This window comes from Ureibacillus terrenus, from assembly GCF_006569205.1.
GTDB lineage: Bacteria > Bacillota > Bacilli > Bacillales_A > Planococcaceae > Ureibacillus > Ureibacillus terrenus.
In genome coordinates, this window is the sequence record NZ_VIGD01000006.1 from 111,314 (window position 1) to 130,319 (window position 19,006).

Below are 19,006 nucleotides of genomic sequence, written 5' to 3' on the forward strand. Positions count from 1 at the left end.
TATGTCAATGCCCAACATCCCGGACATCTCCCCCGCCATCAGCATTGACCGGGACGATGTCATCAATCTTTTATTGGCATCCATCGCATTAGAAGAAATAGGGCTGGCCCACATTATCAATGCGGAAGGCGAAAAAATCCAATTTGCCATCCAAAATTTGAATGATGCACCTTCTCCTCCGCCTACTGCCGCAGAATTAATTTTAAAAATAAATTCAAGCGTCAATGATACTTTGGCAGCCGCCATCAAAAAAGAGCTTTTATTAGATCAAAAATTAAAACAAGTCATCGATCTGTTAAAAGATGATTCTAATGATTAATCATTTTTTTAATTTTATTAAAAAAATCTATGATGTCCGTAATCTTTGCAAAATAGGCATTTATTCCCTATCTCCTTGCAGGTGCCGAATAGATTAGTAACGACCGTTTCACCGTTGATGATCATCTTTACGCATCTGTTCTGGTTTGGAATTTTCCACATGTGGTGAAGCGTTTCACTTTAAAGGAAAGGAGAAATGGAATGTCACAACCCAATTTGCCGAACATAACCCCCGATATTACCATCAACAGAGCCGATGTAATTAATTTGCTTCTTGCTTCCATTGCGATGGAAGAACTTAGTTTGGCACATATCCTGAATGCAGAAGGAGAAAAAATCCAATACGCTCTGGGAACGATTCCAGGCATTTCCGGTCTTTCACCTGCAGCAACACTTGAAGATTTATTATTGGTAAACAGCACTGTTCAAGACACGATTGCAATGTCCATCAAAAAGGAATTGTTATTAGATAATAAATTAAAACAGGTTACAAGACTAATTACAGATACTGGGGGAACAACAGGACCTACTGGACCTGCTGGACCGACGGGACCTACTGGACCTACGGGAGTATTTGATCCAGATCAGGATTTATTCTTTGTAGCCGATGGATCCGGTAATATTGCAACAATGCAATTAGGCGACACTTTAACATTCTTGTCTAATACTTTGAACATCACAGTAACTGATGGATCTGCAACTGTACAAATAGAAATGGATACTGTTCCAACGGGGATGACAGGCCCGACTGGACCTACGGGACCTCAAGGCGATACGGGACCTACTGGACCTACGGGACCTCAAGGTGACACTGGCCCGACTGGACCTACTGGACCTACGGGACCTCAAGGTGACACTGGCCCGACTGGACCTACTGGACCTCAAGGCGATACGGGACCTACTGGACCTACGGGACCTCAAGGCGATACGGGACCTACTGGACCTACGGGACCTCAAGGCGATACGGGACCTACTGGACCTACGGGACCTCAAGGTGACACTGGCCCGACTGGACCTACTGGACCTACGGGACCTCAGGGCGATACGGGACCTACTGGACCTACGGGACCTCAAGGTGACACTGGCCCGACTGGACCTACTGGACCTACGGGACCTCAGGGCGATACGGGGCCTACTGGAGCTACAGGACCTGTGTTCGCAGAAGAAGGTTTCATAGCAACCACACAAGCAACTGGTGTTAACGCTACTACTCAAATTGGTGGTTGGACGGAAATCTATAACAGCGGTAACTTTGCTCCAGCTACTGGTGTCTACACGGCACCGGCATCAGGCAGATATATGATTTCCGCTACGATCAGCTATCAAACAACCGCTGCTATTCAAGCACAACTTGGCGCTGGAGTTAACCCTGCGTTTGTCATCAGAAAAATCGCTCCAGGTCCGCAAGAAGACCTGATTTCAGGCTTGTTCCCTATCTTGGATGTTAACATCTTATTACTTATCACGCTAAGAGTCATTCTAGGAAGCGGAACAGTCACAATTGTTGGAGATGTCCAATTAGACGCGGGTGACGAAGTAGCGCTATTCTATGTAGCAAACGGATTAACAATCGGTTTAAACTTGGGTGGAGGTACTGCTCCTCCAATCCATTGGTCCATCCATCGAATTGAATAAACGAATTGACAAACTGCAGACACACTTGATCCATTCAAGTGGTCTGCAGTTTTTTATTTAAATCGGCAATAGTCCTCAATGAACAACACCATATATTTTTTCCCGATTATAAATGAAATCATAAAAAGTAGGCACAAAACTAATTTCCTTTCAATACACTAGAAATTGTATAGGAGCTGTTTATGCCACTTTGTATGGTTTAATTTATAAGGAGGTCACCTTACATGTCATTGCCTACCATCCCCGATATCACGCCCCAAATTACATTGGATCGCTGCAAAACCATCGACTTGCTGCTATCCTCTATTGCAATGGAAGAAATCGGGCTATCCCATATTTTGAATGCCGAAGCGGAAAAACTTCAAGCTTTTCTAAAAAAATCTCCCTGCGATTTTTACAAATATTTGGCCATCAATGATAGCATTAATAAAACTTTGCGGACAGTTGTAAAATCACAAATCTTGCTCCAATTCAAATTGGAAGAAGTAGTAACGTTGGATTACAAATCATGCTGTCCCCCTCCCCATCCAAAAAAACCATGCAAATGCAAAGATCAGGATGGGAAGGATTGCAAAAAGAAAGATTGTGTAGAAGTATTCGATTCATCGTTATGTTACTGCCCTAACAAAAAGAACAAAAACTGCAATTGTCCGAAATGCAAACCCCATAAAAAATCGCACGAATAAATCAAACCCATTTATTGAGGGGGGTGAACAATGCAACAGAATGATCAAGTTGAATTTTTCCAAAGTTCCATAAACTTTACTTCATTTATCCATTCTTATGCCCAATTTCTATTAAACTATTTTGAAGGGTATCCTCCACCGGAAGCATCAAAAAAAGAACTGATACAAAGCGAAAATCAAATAATCCAATCCTTGGTACTGATCGAAAAATTACATATGCAGCAGTTTTTATATTTTTCAATTCTACAAATCCACTTTTTTCCCAATGAATTTACCAACCTTTCCCCAGATGCGGAAATCAAAGAAATCTTTCAGAAACTAAACAATCTTATTGATCAGCATCCTTTTCTTATCGAAACAAATCGAAGCATCGCCAAAAAAACCGTGGCTCAAATTTTGAATTATTATCATGGATCCACTGATGATGAAACAATCCGCATAATCTTTACCTTATCACCCTTGCCTCCTCCTTGGCTGGCGAATCATTCGCAAATAAAACAGATAAAGGAAGTGTAGGTTCATTGTCTTCCCCTTCCATCTCGCTATGCATGATTGTGAAAAATGAAGAGGATTTTATTGAAAGATGTTTAAAAAGCGTTCAAAACGCAGTGCAGGAGATTATTATCGTGGATACAGGTTCAACCGATCAGACCATCGAAATTTGCAAAAAATATAATGCATCCATTTTTCCTTATCGTTGGAACCATCACTTCGCCGATGCCAGAAACTTTGGCTTATCGAAAGCAAGCGGCGATTGGATTTTGTGGCTCGATGCGGACGAGGAACTGGAAACCGGCCATGAAGAATTTTTGATGGAGAACTTGAAAAATAAAAATGTGACCATGTATTATTTGCCGGTCATCAATTATTATGGCGAATCTTTCCCGGTAGACCCCGAAAAAGCTTTTTTGTATCATCAGCCACGCTTATTCCAGAATCATAAAGGCATCCAATTCTATAATCGCATCCATGAAACCCCTATTTTCCCAAAGAACCGCGATTCCAGTTATACAGTTGATTATTTGAAAGTGCCAATCCATCACTACGGATATATTGAAGAGTTAACCAAAAAGCGCGGTAAAGGGGAACGGAATCTGCAGCTCATTCAGGAAGAATACAAGGATCCCAACCACAGCCCCTGGATTGAATATCATTTGGCAAATGAATATTACCGCCGCGGAGACTACCAAAAAGCGTTCGATTATTTAAATGAATCCATTTTTCGTTTCTTGTTGAACGGCGTTAAACCGCCTTCCATTCTCTACCGCTTGAAATATGGCATCCTGGTCGATACAAACAGCTTTGAGAATGCCTTGGAGGGCATTGATAAAGCCATCGCCCTATACCCCGATTATGTGGATCTGCATTTTCTAAAAGGGCTGATTTACTATCAAACAGAAAAATTCAGCGAGGCTCTTGCATGTTTTGAAAAATGCCTTGAACTTGGAGAACAAAACTCAAAATATTTAATTTTAAAAGGGACCGGCAGTTTCAGGGCGCAGCAGTACAAAGCCCAATGCTTAGAAAAGCTCGGCCGGCAACAAACTAAATAAGAAAACGAGGCTGTATCGGATGGATACAGCCTCGTTTTTTATTTTTCAGCCTTCTTTTCTTCCATATATTGTTTAAAAAACTTTTCATTGTAAAGGATTTTTGGATCGTTTGGACGATATTCTTTCGCTTTTCTATGGCATTCGAATGCCAATTCTTTATTCCCTTTATGCCAATGGCAAATGCAAAGCTGCATGTATGGATACCATGTGGAGTAGGCTTTTTGTACAAATCCCGGTATTTTTGATGTATCGACCATGATTGCAAACTGATACCACATGATTGCTTTATCATACAGTTTTCTTTCGAGATACAAATCCCCCATCCGGCACGATACTTCGGGCCTTGGGACATCATATTGAATTGACCGGATCAGGGCTTCGATTTCCTTCTCCAAATTGCCTAAGCTTCTATAGCAAGAAGCCAGATTGATGCAAGCGCGGATTTTATCTTCCACCCAGCCGTCTTCCAGTTTCAAAAACTTTTCATAATGCTCTATCGCTTTTTCATATTGCCCATGGTCTTTTAATTCATTGCTGTAATAAAATAAATCCCTCGGTGTCAATTCTTCGCCTTTTTCCAAGCGTTTTTCATAGATTCGCAGATTTCGATCGCTCCGCCCTTCCTTTTTTTCTCTTCGGTGCGTTATCGCCACATCTGAATGAAGAATCCTTCCGCCAACTTCCAAATATTCATGGACAGGGCCTTTCCATTTGAAATTCTTTTCCCTTTTGACCAAACGATATCTTCTATAGCTGAACGTCGGATTATTGTACTCGTCAAAAGCGATATGATAAAGCATCGACACTGCATCCACTTCGGGTTTCAAAAAATTCTTCAATTTTTTAAATTTCTCCCGGTCCACTTCCGTGATGACATCATCCGCATCAATCCAGAAAATATAGTCTTTTGTCGCTTGTTGAAATGCAAAGTTTCTTGCCGCGGAAAAATCATCGCTCCATTCAAAATCATAGACTTTTTCCGTATATCGCCGGGCAATTTCCTTCGTGCGATCCGTCGAACCCGTATCGACAATGACAATCTCGTCGACAAGATCCTTTACGCTGTTCAAACAGCGTTCCAGCACCTTTTCTTCATCTTTGACGATCATGCACAAACTGATTGTAACCATGCATCAACCTCCGCAACACAGAATCCATATTAGTATATGAACCCTATTGGATTCTGTGAGCGGGCTTCTCATTAAAAACTCTTGTTCCAACAGTTTTTATGCGGGATTCTTCCCATCATCATCACTTCTTCCCACGCATCTCAAAACTATCTCTTTGTTACGACATACATATTTTCATCAACCTTCTAGATTGAAAACTGTTCAATGGAAAAATCATCTAATCCGGCATTCCGCATACTCACAGATTATAATAAGTTATTTAAGGATTTTTTGAATCAATTCCCGATTACGTTGATAGAAAATTTCGTTATGGGTAGACACCATCCCTGTCGCTTCCGCGTCAGGCTGAACATAGAGTTTTGCCCTGTTCACGGCGTTGACGGCGTCTGTATAAGCGCCGGCGATCAAGTGGACTTTCCCATCATAATCCACCGCATCACCGACGGCATAAAGCCCCGGTACGTTGGTTTCGCAATGCACATTCCCTTTGATGTAATATTCATTTACAAAATCAACCTTTAACGGCCCATGTTCAAACAATGATTTCTCCCTTGCAAAGCCATGGTTTACAACTACTTCATCCACGGTCAAATAAGTGACTTCCCCGGTTTCGTTATTGGTCAATTCCACCTGCTCAATGGCCGTGCCGTCCTGGTTGGGAATTAATCTTGTAATTTCAGTGTAAAACAGGCACTCCACAGAGCTGTTCAGCAATTGGGTCACCTGGGCTTCATGGGCATTCAACCGCCCTTTTCGACAGCTCAAAAAGACTTTCTTCGCAATCGGCTCCAGCCCATTGCACCAATCAACCGCCGTATGGCCCCCTCCGGAAACAATCACCACTTTATCTTTGAATTTTTTCAATGATTTAATAGTGTAATTCAAATTGGAACTATAAAACTTTGAAGCTCCTTCCACTTCCAGTTTCTGAGGAGTGATGATGCCTCCACCGATAGCTACAATCACCGCTTTTGAAAAATGAGTTCGTCCCTGGTCCGTTTTCAATACAAAGACGCCCTCATCATTCTTGGAAATTTCCGTCACTTTTTCTCCTAAAACAACAGTCGGATCAAAGGTCATGGCCTGCTCCACCATTTGTTGAATCAATTTCTCCCCGGAAATCGGGGGCAATGCACCGATATCCCAAATCAGTTTTTCCGGATAAACGTTCACCTTCCCACCCAAGTAATTTTGGGCTTCGATAATTTTTGTCTTCATTTCCCTTAAACCGCTGTAAAAAGCGGAAAATAACCCGCCAGGTCCGCCGCCGATAATTGTTACATCATATAATTCGTGTATTCCCATTATTGAATCCTCCTGGATGAACATTTGGATGATAACGATTATCAATTTCATTAAGAATTTTAACACACTAAAAATTTATAGGGAATGGGTATTTTATGTGGACATGGCCAAAATAAAAAAATCGGCCAAAAAATAAGCAAGGCCAAGTAAGCAAAATAATCCGCCCTGCTTCTTTTCCCTTTATTCAATGATCGAATTCTCGCTGGCATAATGGAGGATGATTTCTTCCAATACATCAATCCCAATCAAAATATCATCCAATTCGGTAAATTCATCAGGGTGGTGACTGAGACCGTTTGCCGATGGGACGAAAATCATGCCTGTCGGACAAAGCTTCATCATATTCATGGCATCATGTCCCGCCCCGCTTGGCATTTTTTTATAAGGGATGTTTTTCTTTCTGCAAATTCTTTCAGTTGTTTCAATGATTTCTTCTGAAAGCAGCACGGGTTCTTCATTGCTTAATTCTTGGACGATTATTTCCAGTCCCCGCTTCCGCTTCACCAATTGAATCGTTTCATGCAAATGATCGACGACCCGGCTTCTGGACTCGATTGACGTTCCGCGGATATCCACTTTGATTTCCACTTCCCCCGGCACTACGTTCATGGCCCCGGATGCGACTTCCAGCACTCCTACCGTTGCCACCGTACCGTATCGCTGTTCTTTCAACGCGGTTTTTTCCAGCTCCAACGCGATTTCGGATGCTCCAAGCAAAGCATCTTTTCTCATATTCATGGGAGTAGTTCCGGAGTGGGAAGGGGAGCCTATGATTTTGATGGAATAACGGACAGGTGCCGCAATTCCGGTAACAATGCCAATCTTTTTATTTTCCTTTTCCAATACCGGTCCTTGTTCGATATGCATCTCAATAAAAGCCTTAATGGGTTCGCCCCGCCTGCTGGCTTCCTCAGCCGCATCAATTTCCAGGGCGCACAAAGCCATCGCCTCTTCCAAGGTGATGCCGTTACGGTCTTTTAAATGCCGTAATTTTTTTTTGTCGAACAATCCCGCCATTGCTTTGCTCCCCAATGTCGACACGCCGAAACGGGAGGATTCTTCACAGGCGAAAGAAATGATTTCTATTGGATGATCCGTTACAATGCCTTTATCATTTAAACGCCGCACCACTTCAAGCGCGGCCGTTACACCGACAGACCCGTCATATTTCCCGCCTTGATATACCGTATCTAAATGGGACCCCATTAAAACGGGGGGCAATTTTTTTCGTCCTTCTCTTCTGGCAATCACATTTCCGAATTGATCCATGCGGACGGCCATTCCCGCATCCATGCACATTCGCATAAATGCTTGCGTACAGGCTTGCTCTTCATTCGTAAATGCGACTCTTGTGATTCCTTTTTCTCCGGAATTATACTGGTTGATTTTATCCAGCAGCGTTTTATATCTTTCTTTCAGATCCATATCGAATCGCCTGCCTCACCATTTAGCTATATTTAACAATTATATGTCAGCTTGCCAAAAAAAATAAACTATGACAGATTTAAAAAAACAAAATGCTGAATCCCCAGGGATTCAGCACATTTTTCAAAGATGAAATTATCCATCTTTTCCGTTTCGTTCTTTCTTTGTGAAATAATTTGCTTTGTGGAATAAATCTTTCATAATCGCGGCTGCGCCGGCCACCAATACTCCCTGAACGAACGCTTCTATAATAAAACCATAATAGCCGATGCAAAAGGCAATGCCGAGGACCACTTGAACCCAAGGCGTAACCCACGGAGGAACTTTCGGTGTCCGGTTTAAAAACAGCCCGAGCAAATATAGCACCGGAATAATTACAACAGATTCCGGATAAATATAATCTTCTAATATAATAAAATCCATTTTTCATCCCTCGTCCATGCGAAGATTAATAGAGAAAAAGCTATATAAAGTTTTCCCCTTAATAGTTTATGTGGGGATGAAAAATAAGGTTCAAATTCTATTTATCGAACCGGCATAATCATCATCCCGCTTTTGACGGAGGAAATAACCAACATTTCATTGATTTAACTGCAGCGGCCAAATAGCCTAAAATGATTACAAAAGAAATCAAGCTTCTTGGAAGCATCGGCGGTACTGTGGAAGCTTAGAAAGGCGTATACGATTGTTTCATCACGGGTAAAATGAGCCCTAATTTGATTGCAATTCCGTTTGAAGGAATCGACAAAGGTTTGGAATAATTAAAAAACCATGAAGTCAAAGGGCGCCTGGTAGCAGTTTTTGATTAATTTAAGAGCGATGATATATGATCGAAAAAAATCAGGTTTCTTTTACAGAAACCTAATTGATTTTTTCATTTTCTAAGTGAATGCAATACTAATTGTTATGAAATAATTCTCTGATTTGTTTTTTAATGATTTCTTCCAGCCTCCTGATCTCTTCTATATCAGTGATTGGAGAAGCGATGCTTTTATTTCCGTCCGATCCTTTGCTTATTTGCCTATCCTCCGTGAAATCTTCCCTTTTATCCTTTTTGTCTTCACCGTGATGTTTGTCGCCTTTTGATCCTTGTCTTTTATTCCCTTTTGACCCTTTACTTCCTTGTTTGCCGCCTTTCGAACCTCCACTTTTGGCCCCTTTGGATCCCTTGCTTCCTTGTTTGCCGCCTTTTGAACCTCCGCTTTTGGCCCCTTTGGATCCCTTCACACCTTTGCTTCCATGGGACTTCTTATTTTTCGCTTCAACTGTTGTTCCAGCCAAATTCATGTCTTCAACCGGATTATTGTACATATACTGGATTATCCCATTTTCTTTTGCAATTTCGGCCAATTTCCGTAGATTATCGTCCATTACAGTACGAATCTTCATCCCCTCCAAATACCAAAATCCGTTCATTTTAGTGTATGAAACAGGTTTCAGAAGCGCTGGGTGATATTCAACACTGAATTTCTATTGGGGAGGCATTTGGGTGGAATCCTATTTTATTGAAATCTCAAAAAACAATTTAAGAAAACTCTATAAAAACATTTGGACAGAAACTTATGTATTTGCAAACCTGATAATCGAAAACAAACGGTATGACGTTCAAATCGGTTTTAGAGGGAATCAGCTGAGGAAGCATAAAAAAAAATCCTACCATATTAAATTTCAAAGGCCTTTTTTTATGGATGGACATCATGAATTGCATCTAAACGCGGAATATAACGATCCTTCCTTAATGAGAAACAAACTTTCCTTTGACTTCTTTCAAAAAGCCGGGGTGCTCGCTCCTGATTCGAACCATATTCAATTGTTCATCAACGGAAAAAGTGAGGGCATATATCTGGCCATCGAGTCTTTTGATCAATATTATCTAAAAAGGCGAAACTTGCCTGAAGGTTCCATTTATTACGCCACCAATAATGATGCCAATTTTTCGCTTTATACCCCAGAAGGATATTTGAAAGAAACTTTATTGGACGGATATACCCCAAAATATACTTATCAAGATGAAAATCATTTAAAAAAATTGATGCTTATCATCAACACCAAACCCAAGGAGCAATTTGATGAAGAAATCGAAAAAATACTGGATGTTGAAAAATATTTGCGTTGGCTGGCCGGGGTTGTTTGTACTCAAAATTTTGACGGGTTTATCCATAATTATGCTTTATATCACAATAGCAAAACCCGATTATTCGAAATTTCTCCATGGGATTATGACGGCTCCTGGGGGAGAAACTTGCATGGGGAGCCCCTTGAATTAGAATATGTTCCGATCCGGGGATATAACACATTGACGGCCAGATTATTGGAAAACAATGATTTTAAGCGGAGATATCGCCAAATTATAGAAATGTTGTTGCAAGAACTGTTTACCCCTGCAAACATCCGGCCACAAATAGAGGAGCTGCAAACATTGATTTTGCCCTATATTGAAAAAGATCCATATATTCAAAAAAATAGAGAAATCTTTATTGGTGAGAAAGATTATATTTTGGAGTTTATTGAAAAGCGCAGCCAATTTTTAATGGAACAGCTTCAATTGCTCGCATAAATAACTTCTCCCCCTCTATACGGCACAAAAACTTTGCGATAGAGGAGGAGAAGGATGAATATGCTTATTAATTTCTTTACACCTCATCATTTGTTTCATATCGTTTCCATGCATTTTACAGAATAAGCAGCACCCACAAATATAAACTTAGCAAACTGACGATTAATGCGGCCGGAACGACTAAAACGGTAACACCGATATATTTTCCCCAAGTCATTTTTATATGGTGTTTTTTTAATATAAACATCCAAAGCAATGTTGCCAATGTTCCAATCGGAGTCAACAATGATCCGATATCGCTTCCTATGACATTTGCAAGATATGCCACTTGCAATAATGTAATATTTAAATCCATTTCGGTAATCGCCAGCGTCCCAATCATGACCGCCGGCAAATTGTTAAAAATATTGGACATGATGGTCGTCAATAACCCCATGCTCAAAGTTGCATGGAAAGTTCCCAATTCTACAATATTCCCGAATGATGAAATAATCAATGTATTTAGCCCTGCATTCTTTAACCCATATACGAGCACATACATGCTGAATGCAAATATTAAGATATGCCATGGAGAATTGAATATAACATCTTTGATTCCCGCTTTCGTTTTAACCCACCGGATCAGAATCAACACGAACGCGCCAAGCAATCCAATCATTTCAAGCGGAATTCCAAGGGGGGAAAGAACGAAAAATGCCCCTCTTGTCATCACCACTACAGCAATGCAGATTTTAAACAGATTTCTATCTATTTCATTTTTCACTGATGGATCAAGGGGATGCGTAAAGGGATTCGTCATTTTTTCATTGAGTGTAATGAACCCTAATTGTTTAGGAATATGTTTCCTGAATAACAAAAATAATAATATGCTTATTGTCAAAATACCAAGCATTGAAGGGATAAACATGATTTTGACATAACTGTTCAAATCCAGATCGACGATTTTTAATGCGATCAAATTGGAAATATTGCTTACAGCAATTGGAGCGCTCGAAGCGGTTGCAATCAGCGCCCCGGAAATTAGATACGGGATATATTGATGGGGTTTGAATGATAAAAATCTGATGATGTGAATAATAATGGGGGTTGTGATGAGTATGCTGCCGTCATTATTGAACAGCATTGTCATAAAAAAGCATAGCAAATTGATATATATATAAAGTCTGATACCGGAATTATTAGACTTCAGGATGATATTTTGTGCAATCCATTTAAAAAATCCGATGCTCTCCAGAACGATGGACATCATGATAGTAGAAAGTATTGTAAGTGAGGGGCCACTTACAATACTTAGAATACTTTTTAAATCTTTAAAATCTACTATCCCAAGTATAACTATAAACGCAGCCCCTATAGAAACCGGAATCGTCTCATTGATTCCTTTAGGCCTCCAAAGCATAAGTGCAATGGAGAACAAAAATATGGTTAACATTAATATCGTTGAAAAATCGACCATTTAAACAGCCGCCTTAGATTGTTCATAAGTTGATTGATTCGTGCCTGCCACAGTTTCTTCTTTTGCAGGTAATGGCGATTGTAAAAATAATTTATAAAACAAAACACCTACAATTGAGAAGTAAAGGAGCATCATCTTGTTTCCCTCCTTCTCCTATCAACCTCAGTAATATCGTCTCTCCTTTAATTGCGAATACATCTTCTCGGCATGTTTCATGATAGCTCTATATTGGTTTTCGATATGATACATTTTTTCCGCAAATTTCATTAAGGCATAGTATTGATATTTTAATAGTCTTCTATTGTCTTCCATTAACATTTTTACAGGTGTATGCAGATATTCGTTTTCTTCGTCGGATAACTCCATCTCAAATGGTTCCAACTTTTCTTCTGAAACGTTTTCTTCCTGGACCGCCACAATCTCTCCTGAATCCCTCTGAATTTCAAGCTCTTTCTTAGCTTCATCCTGCGTCTCTTCCAAAGGTTGCAACGTATTTTCAAGTTTAATTTCTTCTTTTTCTTCGGTCTTTGCGGTATTTCCCTCCGTTCCATCTTCCGTTTTATTCATTTCAGCCTTATTCTCCATTTCTTCTATTTGATCATCCTGATGAGGAGAATCTTTAGTGTCAACCACCGGGATTACATCCCACGTGCATTCTTGCATCGGAGAGTTGAATTTCACTTCTTGAAAAAATGCTCTATTTTGATTTTTCTTCACTTTTTTGTCGGCAGCTTTGTTTTTCTCTTCCCCAGTTGTTGGCGACGGCGATGCAGCTTCTGTCGCTTCTGCTTTTTCGTTCCGGAGAGCGGATTGAATCTGCTGCTCGGAATTTTTCTCTCCTTGTTTTTTGGCTGTTGCATCATTCTTCTCTTCATTGGCAGATGCATAATGCCCCTTTTCTTTATGCCGGAAAATCTGATTCTTTTGTTCGCTAATGATATTTTCTTGTGTGCTCAACTGGACCTGTTCTTGGGTCAAACCCGAATCAGATGAATTGTCAGCGAACCCGGCTGATTGTGCCGAATCCATTCCGGCAATGTGATTTTCATCCACTTGTTCATTCAGAATATTTGTAATCTGGGATTTCAGAATCAAGTACTCTTTATCGCCATTGATCAACACAATATAATCTTTTGAAATTTCACTGAGCACTCCCGAAAAGTTCTGTTTGTTGAAACTATTGACCGTAATCCATTGCAAATACATCGATTTCAAAATTTCTTCAAGATTTATCCTGTCGACCTTTGCATGATTCGTTTCCTGATTTGTGATGACCGTTTCTTTGATGTTTCTTGATAAAGCTTTGATCTGGTTGATAGGGAAATATAAAATATTTTCTTTAACTTTCACGATCAAATGATCTTTTTGGACACTTAACAATGTGCCTTGAACGGAATGGTTTTCATCCAGAAATAACCCTATTTCTGCTCCTTCCAGACTTTTTATGGAATCCAGCAAATTTTCTGCATTCAACATGAGGGCCTCCTTTTACATGCAATCCGCAGAAAGTCTCCCCATTTGCATTAGAAGAGGCTATTGTGTTGGTTATTTTCATGTTCCTTTTCTTTTTCCTTATCCGGTTTTAAGCCATAGCTTACATTTCGGATATGGAACATCGCCGAGCGGATGACTTCTTTATCGGAAACGATTGTCACATATTCATCGAATACTTCTTCCAATACCCCTTCTACCGACTCCGGACCTCCACGGTTTATTTTCACCCAATTATGGCGCAATTGATTTAATACGGCTCTGAAGTCTGTTCCGGTGATATATTTAAAATCTTTCGGAACCCTCACTTTAAACGGCATTTCATTTTTGGAATTTTGAGTAATACTCTTAACATGCTGGTACTTGTAATAAACGACTCCATCTTCCTCTGTTAACAATACGAAATAATCGGAATGGGCAGAAAGCACTTTTCCGACTCTTGACTCAGGTCCACCGCGATCTACTTTTACCACTTTGTTTACTAAAGAATTCATTAACTCCCTGTTCATCGTTGTTCCTCCCATTATAAAATTCATTATTATTTATACGTGTAAAGGCAAAGAGGTACATAGTTATCCGCCTATACATCGACAATAAATTGGGGATTGGCGTTATGTTATTGTATGAGACTCGGCGGGAATCTGACATTATGATTTCCCAAAAAAAGAGATGTTGAATTCCATACGAAATTATTGAAATGCTGAAATTGTAATTCTTTGGCCTAAACTAAAAAATGCAGCGCTTTGCCCAAAATCGGCAAAACGCTGCATTTTCCAATTCAAAAATATCGGCTTTTTGGTGTCCGCTCAGATATTAGCGCAGCTCCAATGAATAGCTCTCCACTACCGGAACCGGGGTTCCTTCATCAAGATGTTTGGCTGCAGATGCGGTCCCCAACACTTTTCCGTAAATTTCCACCCGATCATTTACATTCACTTCGGCATCCCATTCTTTTCTTTTCACATACACTACTTGTTTTTTGCCTGGTTCCTTTGACATGTCAATCATCAAGTATTCACCGCCATCTACCAGAAACACTTTTCCAATAAAATTGACCAATTGTTTTCTTTGGCTTCCGTACCGTTCAAAGGCAATATGATGCAATTCATCATAATCCACTTCCATTGCGTGGTCCTTAAGGTAGTTTAAAGAATAATCATCCATTCCTTTGTCTTTGTCTCCATTCGCCATCCCGACAATCATTAAAAGTCCGACCATAACCACGCCCTGGATCAGTATCGATTTCATCATTTCGCCGTAACCGCTTTTCACAAAAGAGACGATGATATAATACATTCCAAAAAATAAATGAATAAAGAAAATGACGGAAAAAATATTTGCCACACTTTCTTTTTGATAAACGGAAATGGAGATTGCGATTCCGATTATTAGCAACTCCATGATTAAAAAAACCCAAACATTTTCGCTTAACCGTTTCCATTTCGATCCCGGCTGTTCCGGCCGTTCTTCCAAAAATACCGTTTTGTTTCCGCTATAATGATGGCCGCATTTTATGCAATAAATCGTATGATTGCTGTTTTCTTCATTGCAGACAGGACATTTCCAAAAATACAGTTCTTCATCCTGTCCCTCTTTATAATATCCGCACTTCAAACAGTATGTCGCATGGCTGTTGTTCAAATGATAGCACTTCGGACAGCTCCATTTTGGCATTCTTTTTTACACATCCTCATCAGTTACTGATAATACAATAATACATAGAAATTTCTGATAAATCCAAAAATGAATTCTCCATACATCTTTTTCTCCATGAAAAAAGGGCCATCAATAACTCCGATGGCCCTTCCTTTTCATGTGTTTATTTTACAATGGCATCCAAATCAATCCGCTGCTCGTATTCCGCAAGCAACTCCCTCACTTCATCCGTGGATTTCGTATTCATCAGCCGATTTCTTAACTCACTCGCTCCCCGGAAACCTTTTACATAAATTTTAAAGAAACGGTGAAGAGCTGTGATGGAACGTGGAATTTCTTCGATAAACCGATCATGCAAATCCAAATGGTATTTAAATAAGTCCAAATACTCCCGGACTGTATGTTCTCTCGGCTCTTTTTCAAAAGCAAAAGGGTTTTTGAACACCCCTCTTCCAATCATGATGCCATCCACACCATACCGTTCAGCCAGCTCAAGTCCCGTTTTGCGGTCCGGAATGTCCCCGTTGATGGTTAAAATCGTTTCAGGAGCAATCCGGTCGCGCAATTTTTTGATTTCAGGGATGAGTTCCCAATGGGCAGGGACCTGGCTCATTTCCTTTCTTGTCCGCAAATGAATGGAGAGATTGGCAATGTTTTGTTTCAGAAGGTGAGTCAGCCACTCTTCCCATTCACTAACGTCCGTATATCCTAATCTCGTTTTTACACTGACCGGAAGCCCCCCTTCTTTGGCAGCGTCAATCAACTCGGCCGCCACATCGGGACGCAAAATAAGCCCGCTCCCTTTTCCACGGGATGCAACATTCGGCACAGGGCATCCCATATTAATATCAACGCCTTTAAATCCTTCTTCCGCCATTCCGATGGACATCTGCCGGAAATATTCGGGTTTGTCTCCCCAAATATGCGCCACAATCGGCTGTTCGTCTTCCGTAAACAGCAAACGTCCCCGGACACTGTTTTTTCCATCCGGATGACAATAACTGTCGGAATTTGTAAACTCCGTAAAAAACACATCCGGTCTGCCCGCTTTGCTGATGACATGCCGAAACACTACATCCGTTACATCTTCCATTGGGGCAAGAACAAAGAATGGCCGAGGCAAATTCAACCAAAAATTTTCTCTCATGTAATTCTCAATTCCTCTCATGATGAATATCTAATGATAAAACAATTTACTTAATTTTTATATATCAGGTTTGATCAATCGTTATCAAACTTTAGAAATTATAAATCATGGAGAAGTATAATCATATTCTTTCCGTTCATCTCCGTTATTAATATAATATAATTCCCCCTGGAATAGCCAATCAAGCCATCCATAATTAATAGCTGCAACGATGAGCTAATCATTAAAAGCGGGGCTTCCCCAGGTAAGGAACTGGGTGAAGCCCGCAAAATTATTGATATTTAAATGCGGAGACGGCTGATTTTAATTCTTCCTCCATGGAAGAAAGGGATTGTGCTGCTTTAATCTGTTTCGCCAATGCAACGATATCCGTCGCTTTCGATTGGACCAAATCATTAATGGCTTCATTCATTCGGGAAACATTATCCGATACATCACCCAATATTCGCTCCTATAATTTCTCCTTGGCGGAATGGTAAGAATACACACCGATCAGCAAAGAAGAATAAGTCACTTGTTAAATTAAGGAAATCCGCAATGGATAAATTGGGGATTTTAATTGAGCATTAAACGGGTGCATTTTCCGAAAACACTTTTGTCTTAACAAATGAAAAACCATCGATTAGGGCTATGATTGGAAGGGCTGCAAATAATAAAAAAGGAAGACCTTTTCTTGATGATGAAAAAGTCTCCCTTTATTTTATACTTTCACAGAGGAAGCATTTTTCCGGGTGAACAGGATGCCGATCAATATAAAGATGACTGTGCAAATGATCGTTAACAGCAATGTTTTCAAATAATATTCGTTTTCGCTTTGCGTTAATAATTGGACGCTGTAATCCGCCAATTTCCACGGTGAAACGTTCCAAAACTGACCGATCAACGACTGGACCAGGACGCCTATGGGCAAGACAATCACCGTGAATGTAATGGAAAGGGCAGTTTTGAACATCGCACTGAACATAAGGGCGATGGTGGTCGCAAATAAAATCCATACACAATAACTTGCAACCATTTGAATAAAAAGAAGAGGCTCAACGGTCCCATATAAAATGGCTGTATAGTACATGCTCGCCCCATACCCCAAAATGACGCTTAAGACAGCAAGCAAATTGATTACCGCCCACTTGCTGAAATACAGGGCTGCAAATGAAATGGGCCGTACATAGATGAAAAGCGCTGTTCCATTCTGCCTCTCCCGATTGATCATTCCTGCCGCAATAACGACAAGCACAATCAAACCGATGGATTGAAACTGGCCAGTGGAAGCAAGCAAAATATCCGCAGGCGCATAATCAGGCAATGTGATGGTGAACCCTTCCGGCAAATTTCCCACCGCATTTAAAATATCTTCCATATAATAATTCATAATTGGATCCGAGATGCCAAGAAATATAAAAAGGAGCGGCATCCATAAAAATTTGAAACTGCGCCAACTTTCCCGCAACTCTTTTTGGAATAACACAGCGAATGTCCTCATGGTGATACCACCTTCATGAAAATCTCTTCAAGGCTCAACCTATCCCTTTCCACCTTTACTACCGTAAATGGAGAATTGGAAAGCTCGCCCATAACTTGCTGCATTGTGGGGAAATGATCTTTTATATAGACATAAACAACATTTCCTTCAACCTCAGTGGGCCACTCCGTTTGGGAAGAGTATCCGGCCGCTTCTTCAACTCCCGCAAATTGGATACGGATACGGGGTACATCAAATTTTTCCCGAATTTCATTTAACGAACCTTTTTCCACAACCTTCCCCTTTTTCAAAAAGAGAAGTTGATCGGTCATTTCTTCCGCATCATTTAATATATGAGTCGAATACAATATCGTGGATCCGCGCTGCAATTGTTTCAACAGATTCATGATTTCCCTTCTTCCAACCGGATCGAGGGAAGATACAGGTTCATCCAATAACAGCAGCTTCGGTTTATGAACAATCGCCTGCGCGATGCCAAGCCGTTGTTTCATCCCTCCGGAGTATTGAGCGGTTTTTTTGTGGATGGCGTCTTTAAGGCCCACAAATTCCAACACTTTTTCCGCTTCTTTTCTGGCCCCTCTTGCAGAAATTCCGCTTAACTTTGCCGTCAGTTCAATGAATTCCACTCCCGTCAGCCATGGATAAAATTGTGGATATTGGGGCAAAAAACCGATTTCTTTCCGGATATCTTTTATTCCCTCCATTTTTACGGATCCGCCGGTTGGCTTCAACAAACCGGCAAGCATGGACAATATCGTTGTTTTTCCTGCGCCATTCGGGCCAATAAGCGCCGTAAAGGAACCGTCTTCAAGGGTGAAGGAAACATCGGATACCACTGTTTGCGCACCAAAATTTTTCGTTAAATGTTGAACGGTAATCATGATTTCCTCCCAAAGATAAAATACACAATCGGCCCAAGGATATTAAAAAAGATGATGACCAAAGCCCAAACCCACTTCGGCCCGTTCGTCGATTCAATGCGTATTAAATCAACCAGCGCAACAATCAGCAAAACCACTTGAATCACCAATAAAGGGGCAACTAGCGCCCAATTGATATCCATCATTATCGAACCTCTCCACCTTTCAATGGCATGCCGGATTATAAATCCGCCGCTTTTTGCTGGAAGGGAAAAAATCTGTTCTTTCCAAAGTGTCAGAACCAATC

Annotated in this window: 21 protein-coding genes; 6 read left to right on the forward strand and 15 right to left on the reverse strand. The window is 40.6% G+C overall.

Annotated elements, in window-relative coordinates:
• Window position 1: 1 nt before the first annotated feature.
• The 5 genes from FKZ59_RS06225 to FKZ59_RS06245 all read left to right on the forward strand — a co-directional run bounded on the left by FKZ59_RS06225 (window position 2) and on the right by FKZ59_RS06245 (window position 4,192).
• Window positions 2-319: a hypothetical protein gene (locus tag FKZ59_RS06225; RefSeq protein WP_141601888.1), complete on the forward strand. Its 318-nt coding sequence runs from the start codon at window positions 2-4 to the stop codon at window positions 317-319.
• 200 nt (window positions 320-519) lie between these two features.
• The gene (locus FKZ59_RS15195; RefSeq protein WP_141601889.1) at window positions 520-1,953 is read left to right on the forward strand and encodes a collagen-like domain-containing protein; all 1,434 of its coding nucleotides are present in this window, start codon (window positions 520-522) and stop codon (window positions 1,951-1,953) included.
• A gap of 224 nt (window positions 1,954-2,177) precedes the next feature.
• The gene (locus FKZ59_RS06235; RefSeq protein ID WP_141601890.1) at window positions 2,178-2,639 is read left to right on the forward strand and encodes a hypothetical protein; all 462 of its coding nucleotides are present in this window, start codon (window positions 2,178-2,180) and stop codon (window positions 2,637-2,639) included.
• Between the two features lie 30 nt (window positions 2,640-2,669).
• Window positions 2,670-3,155, forward strand: coding sequence for a hypothetical protein (locus FKZ59_RS06240; RefSeq protein WP_141601891.1), 486 nt, complete (start codon window positions 2,670-2,672; stop codon window positions 3,153-3,155).
• Window positions 3,156-3,187: 32 nt separating this feature from the next.
• Entirely contained in the window at window positions 3,188-4,192 is a 1,005-nt protein-coding gene (locus tag FKZ59_RS06245) for a glycosyltransferase family 2 protein (RefSeq protein WP_246045837.1), read from the forward strand.
• A 38-nt stretch (window positions 4,193-4,230) separates the two neighbouring features.
• Here FKZ59_RS06245 and FKZ59_RS06250 read toward each other — a convergent pair whose 3' ends face one another.
• The 5 genes from FKZ59_RS06250 to FKZ59_RS06275 form a co-directional block, all read right to left on the reverse strand.
• Window positions 4,231-5,322, reverse strand: a complete 1,092-nt coding sequence (locus tag FKZ59_RS06250) for a tetratricopeptide repeat-containing glycosyltransferase family 2 protein (RefSeq protein ID WP_141601893.1) — start codon at window positions 5,320-5,322, stop codon at window positions 4,231-4,233.
• Between the two features lie 255 nt (window positions 5,323-5,577).
• Window positions 5,578-6,627 (reverse strand): NAD(P)/FAD-dependent oxidoreductase, encoded by a 1,050-nt coding sequence (locus FKZ59_RS06255; RefSeq protein ID WP_141601894.1) that lies wholly within the window; start codon window positions 6,625-6,627, stop codon window positions 5,578-5,580.
• Between the two features lie 180 nt (window positions 6,628-6,807).
• Entirely contained in the window at window positions 6,808-8,052 is a 1,245-nt protein-coding gene (locus FKZ59_RS06260) for a Zn-dependent hydrolase (protein WP_141601895.1), read from the reverse strand.
• Window positions 8,053-8,187: 135 nt separating this feature from the next.
• On the reverse strand, window positions 8,188-8,475 hold the full coding sequence (locus FKZ59_RS06265) for a phage holin family protein (RefSeq protein ID WP_141601896.1): 288 nt from the start codon (window positions 8,473-8,475) through the stop codon (window positions 8,188-8,190).
• Between the two features lie 474 nt (window positions 8,476-8,949).
• Window positions 8,950-9,441: a hypothetical protein gene (locus FKZ59_RS06275; protein WP_141601897.1), complete on the reverse strand. Its 492-nt coding sequence runs from the start codon at window positions 9,439-9,441 to the stop codon at window positions 8,950-8,952.
• Window positions 9,442-9,541: 100 nt separating this feature from the next.
• On the opposite strand from FKZ59_RS06275, the gene FKZ59_RS06280 reads away from it, so the two are divergent.
• Complete coding sequence (locus FKZ59_RS06280) at window positions 9,542-10,609, forward strand: CotH kinase family protein (protein ID WP_141601898.1); 1,068 nt, start codon at window positions 9,542-9,544, stop codon at window positions 10,607-10,609.
• Between the two features lie 115 nt (window positions 10,610-10,724).
• On the opposite strand, the gene FKZ59_RS06285 is transcribed toward FKZ59_RS06280, so the two are convergent.
• From FKZ59_RS06285 to FKZ59_RS06320, 10 genes are all read right to left on the reverse strand, one after another.
• Window positions 10,725-12,065, reverse strand: coding sequence for an arsenic transporter (locus FKZ59_RS06285; RefSeq protein WP_141601899.1), 1,341 nt, complete (start codon window positions 12,063-12,065; stop codon window positions 10,725-10,727).
• Entirely contained in the window at window positions 12,066-12,200 is a 135-nt protein-coding gene (locus FKZ59_RS15095) for a hypothetical protein (protein WP_281279197.1), read from the reverse strand.
• Window positions 12,201-12,227: 27 nt separating this feature from the next.
• A complete protein-coding gene (locus FKZ59_RS06290) occupies window positions 12,228-13,541 on the reverse strand; it encodes a DUF2642 domain-containing protein (protein WP_141601900.1) in 1,314 nt (437 codons plus the stop codon).
• Between the two features lie 47 nt (window positions 13,542-13,588).
• The gene (locus FKZ59_RS06295; protein ID WP_141601901.1) at window positions 13,589-14,065 is read right to left on the reverse strand and encodes a BTB/POZ domain-containing protein; all 477 of its coding nucleotides are present in this window, start codon (window positions 14,063-14,065) and stop codon (window positions 13,589-13,591) included.
• 304 nt (window positions 14,066-14,369) lie between these two features.
• Window positions 14,370-15,230 (reverse strand): zinc ribbon domain-containing protein, encoded by an 861-nt coding sequence (locus tag FKZ59_RS06300; protein ID WP_141601902.1) that lies wholly within the window; start codon window positions 15,228-15,230, stop codon window positions 14,370-14,372.
• 145 nt (window positions 15,231-15,375) lie between these two features.
• Complete coding sequence (locus FKZ59_RS06305) at window positions 15,376-16,359, reverse strand: tRNA dihydrouridine synthase (protein ID WP_246045833.1); 984 nt, start codon at window positions 16,357-16,359, stop codon at window positions 15,376-15,378.
• 271 nt (window positions 16,360-16,630) lie between these two features.
• Window positions 16,631-16,801 (reverse strand): hypothetical protein, encoded by a 171-nt coding sequence (locus tag FKZ59_RS14690; protein WP_181733209.1) that lies wholly within the window; start codon window positions 16,799-16,801, stop codon window positions 16,631-16,633.
• Between the two features lie 258 nt (window positions 16,802-17,059).
• Window positions 17,060-17,839: an ABC transporter permease gene (locus FKZ59_RS06310; protein ID WP_141601904.1), complete on the reverse strand. Its 780-nt coding sequence runs from the start codon at window positions 17,837-17,839 to the stop codon at window positions 17,060-17,062.
• A complete protein-coding gene (locus FKZ59_RS06315; RefSeq protein WP_141601905.1) occupies window positions 17,836-18,720 on the reverse strand; it encodes an ABC transporter ATP-binding protein in 885 nt (294 codons plus the stop codon). The genes FKZ59_RS06310 and FKZ59_RS06315 overlap by 4 nt, the downstream gene beginning before the upstream one ends.
• Entirely contained in the window at window positions 18,717-18,905 is a 189-nt protein-coding gene (locus tag FKZ59_RS06320; protein ID WP_141601906.1) for a PLD nuclease N-terminal domain-containing protein, read from the reverse strand. Before FKZ59_RS06320 ends, FKZ59_RS06315 begins: the two co-directional genes overlap by 4 nt.
• Between the last annotated feature and the right edge of the window lie 101 nt (window positions 18,906-19,006).

Bases quoted from the DNA above. Each gene is read 5' to 3' on its own strand.
- FKZ59_RS06225 (WP_141601888.1), top strand. From the start codon at position 2: ATGTCAATGCCCAACATCCCGGACATCTCCCCCGCCATCAGCATTGAC.
- FKZ59_RS15195 (WP_141601889.1), top strand. From the start codon at position 520: ATGTCACAACCCAATTTGCCGAACATAACCCCCGATATTACCATCAAC.
- FKZ59_RS06235 (WP_141601890.1), top strand. From the start codon at position 2,178: ATGTCATTGCCTACCATCCCCGATATCACGCCCCAAATTACATTGGAT.
- FKZ59_RS06240 (WP_141601891.1), top strand. From the start codon at position 2,670: ATGCAACAGAATGATCAAGTTGAATTTTTCCAAAGTTCCATAAACTTT.
- FKZ59_RS06245 (WP_246045837.1), top strand. From the start codon at position 3,188: ATGATTGTGAAAAATGAAGAGGATTTTATTGAAAGATGTTTAAAAAGC.
- FKZ59_RS06250 (WP_141601893.1), bottom strand. From the start codon at position 5,322: ATGGTTACAATCAGTTTGTGCATGATCGTCAAAGATGAAGAAAAGGTG.
- FKZ59_RS06255 (WP_141601894.1), bottom strand. From the start codon at position 6,627: ATGGGAATACACGAATTATATGATGTAACAATTATCGGCGGCGGACCT.
- FKZ59_RS06260 (WP_141601895.1), bottom strand. From the start codon at position 8,052: ATGGATCTGAAAGAAAGATATAAAACGCTGCTGGATAAAATCAACCAG.
- FKZ59_RS06265 (WP_141601896.1), bottom strand. From the start codon at position 8,475: ATGGATTTTATTATATTAGAAGATTATATTTATCCGGAATCTGTTGTA.
- FKZ59_RS06275 (WP_141601897.1), bottom strand. From the start codon at position 9,441: ATGAAGATTCGTACTGTAATGGACGATAATCTACGGAAATTGGCCGAA.
- FKZ59_RS06285 (WP_141601899.1), bottom strand. From the start codon at position 12,065: ATGGTCGATTTTTCAACGATATTAATGTTAACCATATTTTTGTTCTCC.
- FKZ59_RS15095 (WP_281279197.1), bottom strand. From the start codon at position 12,200: ATGATGCTCCTTTACTTCTCAATTGTAGGTGTTTTGTTTTATAAATTA.
- FKZ59_RS06290 (WP_141601900.1), bottom strand. From the start codon at position 13,541: ATGTTGAATGCAGAAAATTTGCTGGATTCCATAAAAAGTCTGGAAGGA.
- FKZ59_RS06295 (WP_141601901.1), bottom strand. From the start codon at position 14,065: ATGAACAGGGAGTTAATGAATTCTTTAGTAAACAAAGTGGTAAAAGTA.
- FKZ59_RS06300 (WP_141601902.1), bottom strand. From the start codon at position 15,230: ATGCCAAAATGGAGCTGTCCGAAGTGCTATCATTTGAACAACAGCCAT.
- FKZ59_RS06305 (WP_246045833.1), bottom strand. From the start codon at position 16,359: ATGAGAGAAAATTTTTGGTTGAATTTGCCTCGGCCATTCTTTGTTCTT.
- FKZ59_RS06310 (WP_141601904.1), bottom strand. From the start codon at position 17,839: ATGAGGACATTCGCTGTGTTATTCCAAAAAGAGTTGCGGGAAAGTTGG.
- FKZ59_RS06315 (WP_141601905.1), bottom strand. From the start codon at position 18,720: ATGATTACCGTTCAACATTTAACGAAAAATTTTGGTGCGCAAACAGTG.
- FKZ59_RS06320 (WP_141601906.1), bottom strand. From the start codon at position 18,905: ATGATGGATATCAATTGGGCGCTAGTTGCCCCTTTATTGGTGATTCAA.